Genomic DNA, 7,395 nt, shown 5'->3' on the forward strand with positions numbered 1-7,395 from the left:
GCAGGTGTTGCTGCTGGTCCCCGAAATCAATCTGACGCCGCAGCTCGAAGCCGCGCTGCGGGCACGCCTGGAAGCGCTGGTCGGCCCCGAGGGGCTGGCGGTGATGCACAGCGGGCTGTCCGACGGCGAGCGGCTGCAGGCGTGGACCCGCGCCCAGCGCGGCCAGGCCCGCATGCTGCTGGGCACGCGCATGTCGATCTTCGCCCCGCTGACCGAGCTGGGCCTGATCGTGGTCGACGAAGAACACGACACGTCCTACAAGCAGCAGGACGGACTGCGCTATTCGGCGCGCGATCTTGCCGTGTGGCGCGCCCACGATCTGAACATTCCGGTCGTGCTGGGGTCCGCCACGCCGTCGCTGGAAACCTGGCAGCATGCCGAGCGTGGCCGTTACCTGCGCCTGACGTTGCCCGGCCGCGCGCGGTCCAGCGAGCTGCCCAAGATCCGCCTGGTGGATACGCGCCGCCTGCAGATGAAGCAAGGGCTGTCGCCGCAGCTGCTCGAGGCCATCGGCCAGCGGCTCGAGCGCAAGGAGCAGGTGCTGATCTTCCTGAACCGGCGCGGTTATTCGCCGGTGCTGCATTGCCAGTCCTGCGCGTGGGTCAGCAATTGCCCGCGCTGCACGGCCTTTACCGTGCTGCATCGCACGGACTTTCGCGGCCATCGCCTGCAGTGTCATCACTGCGGCTATCAGGCCCCCGTGCCGCGCGCTTGCCCCGAATGCGGCGACCAGGACCTGGCGCCCATGGGCCGCGGCACGCAACGCGTCGAGGAACACCTGGCCGAACTCTTTCCCGAGGCGCGCATCCTGCGCATCGACGCCGACAGCACGCGCAAGAAGGGCAGTGCCGAAGCGCTGTTCGCGTCCGTCCACGCCGGCGAAGTCGACATCCTGGTCGGCACGCAGATGGTGGCCAAGGGGCACGACTTTGCGCGGCTGGGGCTGGTCGGCGTGCTGAACGCAGACTCCATGCTGTTCGCCCACGATTTCCGCGCGCCCGAACGCCTGTTCGCGCAGCTGATGCAGGTGGCCGGCCGCGCGGGCCGCCATCAGGGCAACGGCGAAGTGCTGATCCAGACCGGCTATCCCGAGCAGCCCGTGTACCAGGCCTTGCTGCGCCACGACTACGCCGGGTTTGCGCGCCACGCGCTGCACGAGCGCGAAAGCACCGGCTTGCCCCCTTACGTCTACCAGGCGCTGCTGACCGCCGAGGCGCGCGAACTCAAGGTGGCGCAAGCGTTCCTTGAGCAGGCCCGCGTGCTGCCCGAGGGCGAATGGGCGGCCGATTTTCCCGGCATGGACGCGATCATGCTGTACGACCCCGTGCCGCTGCGCGTGGTGCGCGTGGCCAACATCGAGCGCGCGCAGCTGCTGGCCGAAAGCAGCAGCCGGCCGGCGCTGCAGGCGTTTCTCGCATCGTGGTCGCATCACCTGCCTTATCTGGCGAACGAGGCGCGCGTGCGCTGGCAATTGGAAGTCGATCCGCTGGAAATCTAATGAGTGGTAGGGCGGGACGCTGGTGCGACGCGGCGCCGCGCCGCTGGCTGGCCGTCGCGCACCGAAGGACTCCCCGTGTACCGTTCGCCACTGCGACGATGCGCCGGTGTTGTGCCCCTGCGGCCACGTGGGGCGCCTCTGCGGCAACCCGCCGATGCGCCTTCGACCTGATTGTTCTATGATCGTCTTCCTCTATCGCACCGGCGCGGCAGACCCGCTGTGGCGGCTGCGCCCGTCCCCTTTTTCTCGCGTTTTTCCGGCCCATTGACGGGCAGCGGCAGGCCTCTTGCTTGCCGGCTGCGTTGGTGTGGCCGCCGCGACGCATGACGATCTAAATCTCTCCAATGTCCGCAAGCGAACCAATTGGCCACGGCATGAATCCCGCGCAGCGGGAGGCGACGCTCTACCTGGACGGCCCTTGCCTCGTCCTGGCGGGCGCCGGCAGCGGCAAGACGCGCGTCATCACGCAGAAGATCGCCTACCTGCTGCGCGAATGCGGCTACATGGGCCGCAACGTCGTCGCGCTGACCTTCACCAACAAGGCCGCCCGCGAAATGGACGAGCGCGTGAAGACGCTGGTCGACCGCAAGCTGTCCAAGGGCCTGATCATCAGCACCTTCCACTCGCTGGGTGTGAAGATGCTGCGCGAAGAGGCGCGCAACGCGGGCCTGAAGCCCACGTTCTCCATCCTGGACGCCGACGACGCCATGGGCATCATCCAGGAACTGCTGGCGACCACCGACAAGGCGCGCCTGCGCCACGTGCAGGGCATCATCTCGCTATGGAAGAACGCGCTGCTGGAGCCGGACGACGCCGCGCGCGAAGCCATCACGCCGGGCGACGTCGAAGCCGCCAACGTCTACCGCAGCTACGCCGCCACGCTGGCCGCCTATCAGGCGGTGGACTTCGACGACCTCATCCGCATTCCCGCACAACTCCTGGCCAGCAACGAAGAAGTGCGCACCCGCTGGCAGAACCGCGTGCGCTACCTGCTGGTGGACGAATACCAGGACACCAACGTGTGCCAGTACCGTCTGGTGCAGTTGCTGACCGGCCCGCGCGCCATGTTCACCGCCGTGGGCGACGATGACCAGGCCATCTACGCCTGGCGCGGCGCCACCATCGAGAACCTGGCCAAGCTGACCACCGACTACCCGAACATCAAGCTCATCAAGCTCGAGCAGAACTACCGTTCGGTGCAGCGCATCCTGGCAGCCGCCAACCAGGTCATCGAAAAGAACCCCAAGCTCTTCGAAAAGAAACTGTGGTCCGAGCTGGGCGTGGGCGAACCGATCCAGGTCTCGGCCATGGACGGCGAGGAGCAGGAGGCCGAATCCATCGCCATGAAGGTGTCCGCCGCGCGCTTCGAACGCCAGGCGCAGTGGAAGGATTTCGCCATCCTTTACCGCAGCAATCATCAGTCGCGCATCCTGGAGCAGGCGCTGCGCAACCTGAAGATTCCGTACACGATCTCCGGCGGGCAAAGCTTCTTCGACAAGGCCGAAGTGCGCGACATCCTGGCCTACCTGCGCGTGCTGGCCAACGACGATGACGACCCCGCCTTCATCCGCGCGGCCACCACGCCCAAGCGCGGTATCGGCCAGGCCACGCTGCAGGCGCTGGGCCAGTACGCCGCCAGCCGCGAACTGTCGCTGCTGGCCGCCGTGGCCGAAACCGGCCTCGAAAGCGTGCTGGCGCCGCGCCAGCTGGAACAGCTGCGCACCTTCGCGGAATTCATCCGCCGCATGCAGTGGCGCGCCGGTCGCGGCGCGGCCTCGGGCAAGGACGCGGCGCCCGCACCACCCGCCCCCGCCCCCCCCCCCNNACCGCGGAACCCGCCGGCGCCATCCTCGACGACCTGCTCGAAGCCATCCAATACGAACGGCACCTGTTCGAACTCTTCGAAGAGCGTCCCGCGCAGACGCGCTGGCAGAACGTCCTGGAGCTGACCGGCTGGCTCAAGCGCAAGGCCGAGGAAGACAACATGTCGCTCTTCGATCTGGTGCAGCACGTGGCCCTGGTCACGATGCTGGAGCGTGGCGAGGAAGAAGCGCCCGACGCCGTCAAGATGTCCACGCTGCACGCCTCCAAGGGCCTCGAATACCCGCACGTGTATCTGGCCGGCGTGGAAGAAGGCCTGCTGCCGCATTTGGGCAAGGACGACGAAGTCGGCGATCCTGCGCGCGCCGCCGAGAACCTGGCCACCCGCATTCAGGAAGAACGGCGCCTGATGTACGTCGGCATCACGCGCGCGCAGCGCAGCCTGCACCTGAGCTGGTGCAAGCGCCGCCGCCGCGCGCGGGAAGACCTGGTGCGCGAGCCGTCGCGCTTCATCGAGGAAATGGGCCTGGGCGACGTGCGCATTCAGGAGGACGACGCCACGGCCGCCATGAGCCCCAAGGAGCGCATGGCCATGCTGAAGGCACTGCTGAACAAATAGGGGACGGCCGCGGGCTTGAAGTAACGCGCGCCCCGCTCCTACACTGGCCTATCCGGATAGAAGGAGCGCATCATGTGCCGTTGGCTGGCTTACACCGGTAGTCCCCTGCAGATGGAGAGCGTGCTGTTCAAGGCCAAGCACTCGCTCATCGAACAAAGCCTGCATTCCCGCCTGGGCGCCACCACCACGAATGGCGACGGTTTCGGGCTGGGCTGGTACAGCCGCCCCATCGAAGGCCGACCCATCGAACCGCCGTTCCGCTATCGCAGCGTGCATCCGGCCTGGAACGACCGCAATCTGCGCGAGGCCGCCCGCGCCATCCACGCGCCGCACTTCGTCGCGCACATCCGCGCCGCCACCGATACCCCCGCGCAAGAGACCAATTGCCACCCTTTCCGGCACGGGCAATGGCTGTTCGTGCACAACGGCCTCATCCGCGACTACCCGCTGCTGCGCCGTGATCTGATGCTGATGATTGCGCCCGCGTATTTCGGATCGCTGGAAGGCTCCACGGATTCCGAGGTGATGTTTCTTCTGGCCCTTACGTTCGGCCTGGACGAAGACCCGATCCCCGCAATCGCCCGCATGGTGGGCGCGGTCGAGGAGACCGGCCGGCGCCACGGCGTGGCGCATCCCATCAACATGACCGTATGCGCGCTGGACGGCGAGCGCCTGATCGCGGTGCGTTATTCCAGCGAAGGCGACTCGCGCACGCTGTTTCACAACACCTGCGTGCGCCACCTGCGCGAACTCTACCCGGACAACGCGCAGATCGCCGCGATGGACGACGACGCGTTCCTGCTGCTGTCAGAGCCGCTGTCGGACATGGCCGGTGTCTGGGAAGAAGTACCCGAATCCACCGCGATCATCGCTGGACGCGGCGACGTGCAGCACATGCGTTTCGCGCCGATTCCGCCGGGCGAGTGATTTCCGTTCAAAGTGCGGGAATTGGGGTCATCAAGCACATATTCCGCATATGGGGGAGAATACGGCTCGCAAGACATTGCGACGTCCTGGGCCGCGATAGCACCCCAATCCATTCAGGAAGTTGCATGACAGATAGAGAAACCCCGCAGGCCATAGACGCATTCGCGGTGTTTACCCGCACGGGGAGCGCCCCGGATTGCTTTGAATTGCACGAAAACGGAGTCGTCAGCCAGGAAGGCGGCGCCCGCACCTACACCGCATTCGCGGACATCCAGGATCTCTGCCTCTACACCGGCCAGCCGGACTCGCCAGCAGGATCCGCCGACCGCCTTGCGTACCGCAGCGCCGCGCAAAATGCCTGGACAGTCGCCGCCGGCATCGACGAATTCCCCGCGTTCATGGACGCCTTCCGCTCGCACTACGTGGCGCGCCGGCTGCCGGTTCTGGAATCGCTGACGGAGCAGGGCGCGCGCGTCACGTTCCGCTATATCACCGGCGGCACCTTCCCCAACCTGGAAACGCGCGAAGTGTCCCTGTCGGCGCAAGGCCTGCACATCGACGGCGTCACGTGGCCCTACGAGTCGCTGCAGCCCATCGATCTGAACGACTGGACCGACACAGTCACGCTGCAGGACGACAGCGGCAAGACGGTCTTCTCATGCCGCGTTGCGCGCATCCTGAGTTCCGACCTCTTCGTCAACCTGGTGTACAACCAGTTGGGGCAAACGGCGGAATACGCCTGACGCCAAGGCGCCGGCTCGGGGGACCGAGCGCACGCCGCATGACTGATATGGCCGCTCGCAGCGGCCATATTCCATTCAGTGCCCCGAATGCAGCGCGGGATTCAACGTGCCCCACGCCGCGGTCCGCACCAGCGCTTCCACCGCGCCGGTCTGCGAGTTGCGGCGGAACAGCAGCCCGTGCTGACCGGCCAGCGACACCGCCTTGACCACCGCGCCCTCCGGCGTCAGCACCCGCGTGCCGGCGGTGACGTAGCAGCCGGCCTCGACCACGCAATCGTCGCCCAGCGAAATGCCGATTCCCGAATTGGCGCCGAGCAGGCAACGCTTGCCGATGGACACCACCTGCTTGCCGCCACCCGACATGGTCCCCATGATCGACGCACCGCCGCCAATATCGGTGCCATCGTCCACGACCACGCCCGCGCTGATGCGGCCTTCGACCATGGACGCGCCCAGCGTACCGGCGTTGAAATTGCAGAACCCCTCGTGCAGCACGGTGGTGCCCGGCGACAGATGCGCACCCAGCCGCACACGCGCGGTGTCCGCGATGCGCACGCCACTGGCGACGACGTAATCGGTCATGCGCGGAATCTTGTCCACACCACGGATTTCCAGCACCTGCCCCGTGGCGCGCAGATGCCAGCGCAGCGCGTCGACCTGATCCACGGCACACGGCCCCACCGAGGTCCACGCGACATTGGCGAGCACGCCAAACAACCCATCCAGATTGGCGCCATGCGGCCGGATGAGCCGGTGACTTAGGAGATGCAAACGCAGATAGGCGTCGTGGGCATCAACGGGCGGCTCGTCGAGCGAGGAAATGGCGGTGCGCACGGCAACGATATCGACCTTGCGGCGCGTGTCCCGGACGAGCGCCGTGGCAACGTGCTCGCCAAGCGCGGCGCGCGCTTCTTCAGGCGTCAGATGACGAGTCCCGGTGGGAGGGGCGTTATCGGCGAGCGAGGGACGCGGATACCAAGTGTCAAGGACGGTGCCGTCGGCGGCTAACGTGGCTAGGCCGTAAGCGATGGCGCTGGTGGGGGCGGCGGACATGAGAGATGGTGGGGGATGGCGATTTTGGTGGGCGACATTCTAGGCGAATGGGTGTGGATGTTGGTGGTATTCGGATGGTGGTGGGTTTGTCTACGGATGTAGTTATGGCTAGGTGTCTGAGACCTGCTGAGACGGTGATCCGAGCTGACAATCGTCTTCGTCAGGGTGTCTGATACCGGCCCTCGAGACATCAGCCTTCGTGGCGGCAGGTCTCCGTAGGTCGCCCGGCGCCGCGGTCCCCGTGGGCACGATCGCCCACGATTGCGGTCCGGAGCCTTCGCTCCGGACNNCCGCGACGCCGTGCTACGAGGATCTTTGGTTTGCGCGCTACACGACCTGTGGTCAGGGCAGGGGATCTGCGGGGCCGCTGGGTTGCTGCCGCCCGGACGGCGGCAACCCAGCATATGAGCGGTGCGACGTCGGGGCGGTGAGCGCTTGCGCGCTGGTGACGGTTAGTTTGCTAATGTGCCGCCCTCACGGGGGAGGGGCGGTGATGGGCGGCGCGGCGACAGCCAGCCACAACTTGGCGACCAGTACGCGCCGCCCATCGGGCACTGGGGTTCAAATGATGATTAATGATGAACAGATCGGCGTTTGTGGATTTGCCCGGTGTCAGACACCGAATCTATTGCCGTCGCTGCCTGAATCTGCCGATAGCGTTTGCCGCTGCCGGTGTCTGACACCCTCGGGAGATGCGCTTGGTATGACGTGAATCTCACCAGACATTATGGTCG

General features: G+C 66.3%; 4 protein-coding genes and 1 pseudogene. 4 read left to right on the forward strand and 1 reads right to left on the reverse strand.

Annotated features, from left to right (window positions below; all coding sequences use genetic code 11):
• From priA to B3446_RS00925, 4 genes and pseudogenes are all read left to right on the forward strand, one after another.
• Window positions 1-1,498 (forward strand): replication restart helicase PriA (gene priA, locus B3446_RS00910; RefSeq protein ID WP_291376684.1); only part of this gene is annotated, 1,498 nt, incomplete at its 5' end.
• Window positions 1,499-1,842: 344 nt separating this feature from the next.
• A pseudogene (locus B3446_RS00915) lies at window positions 1,843-3,938 on the forward strand (UvrD-helicase domain-containing protein).
• A gap of 72 nt (window positions 3,939-4,010) precedes the next feature.
• Complete coding sequence (locus B3446_RS00920; protein ID WP_175125103.1) at window positions 4,011-4,865, forward strand: class II glutamine amidotransferase; 855 nt, start codon at window positions 4,011-4,013, stop codon at window positions 4,863-4,865.
• 125 nt (window positions 4,866-4,990) lie between these two features.
• Entirely contained in the window at window positions 4,991-5,608 is a 618-nt protein-coding gene (locus tag B3446_RS00925; protein ID WP_291376687.1) for a hypothetical protein, read from the forward strand.
• A 75-nt stretch (window positions 5,609-5,683) separates the two neighbouring features.
• Here the strand turns inward: B3446_RS00925 and dapD are convergent, their stop codons facing one another.
• The gene (gene dapD / locus B3446_RS00930) at window positions 5,684-6,661 is read right to left on the reverse strand and encodes a 2,3,4,5-tetrahydropyridine-2,6-dicarboxylate N-succinyltransferase (protein ID WP_191576468.1); all 978 of its coding nucleotides are present in this window, start codon (window positions 6,659-6,661) and stop codon (window positions 5,684-5,686) included.
• Window positions 6,662-7,395: the final 734 nt, after the last annotated feature.

The sequence above is a fragment of the Achromobacter sp. UBA5777 genome (assembly GCF_002418565.1).
Lineage (GTDB): Bacteria > Pseudomonadota > Gammaproteobacteria > Burkholderiales > Burkholderiaceae_B > Achromobacter > Achromobacter animicus.

Coding starts and splice junctions, on each gene's coding strand:
- dapD (WP_191576468.1), bottom strand. CDS start 6,661: ATGTCCGCCGCCCCCACCAGCGCCATCGCTTACGGCCTAGCCACGTTA.
- B3446_RS00925 (WP_291376687.1), top strand. CDS start 4,991: ATGACAGATAGAGAAACCCCGCAGGCCATAGACGCATTCGCGGTGTTT.
- B3446_RS00920 (WP_175125103.1), top strand. CDS start 4,011: ATGTGCCGTTGGCTGGCTTACACCGGTAGTCCCCTGCAGATGGAGAGC.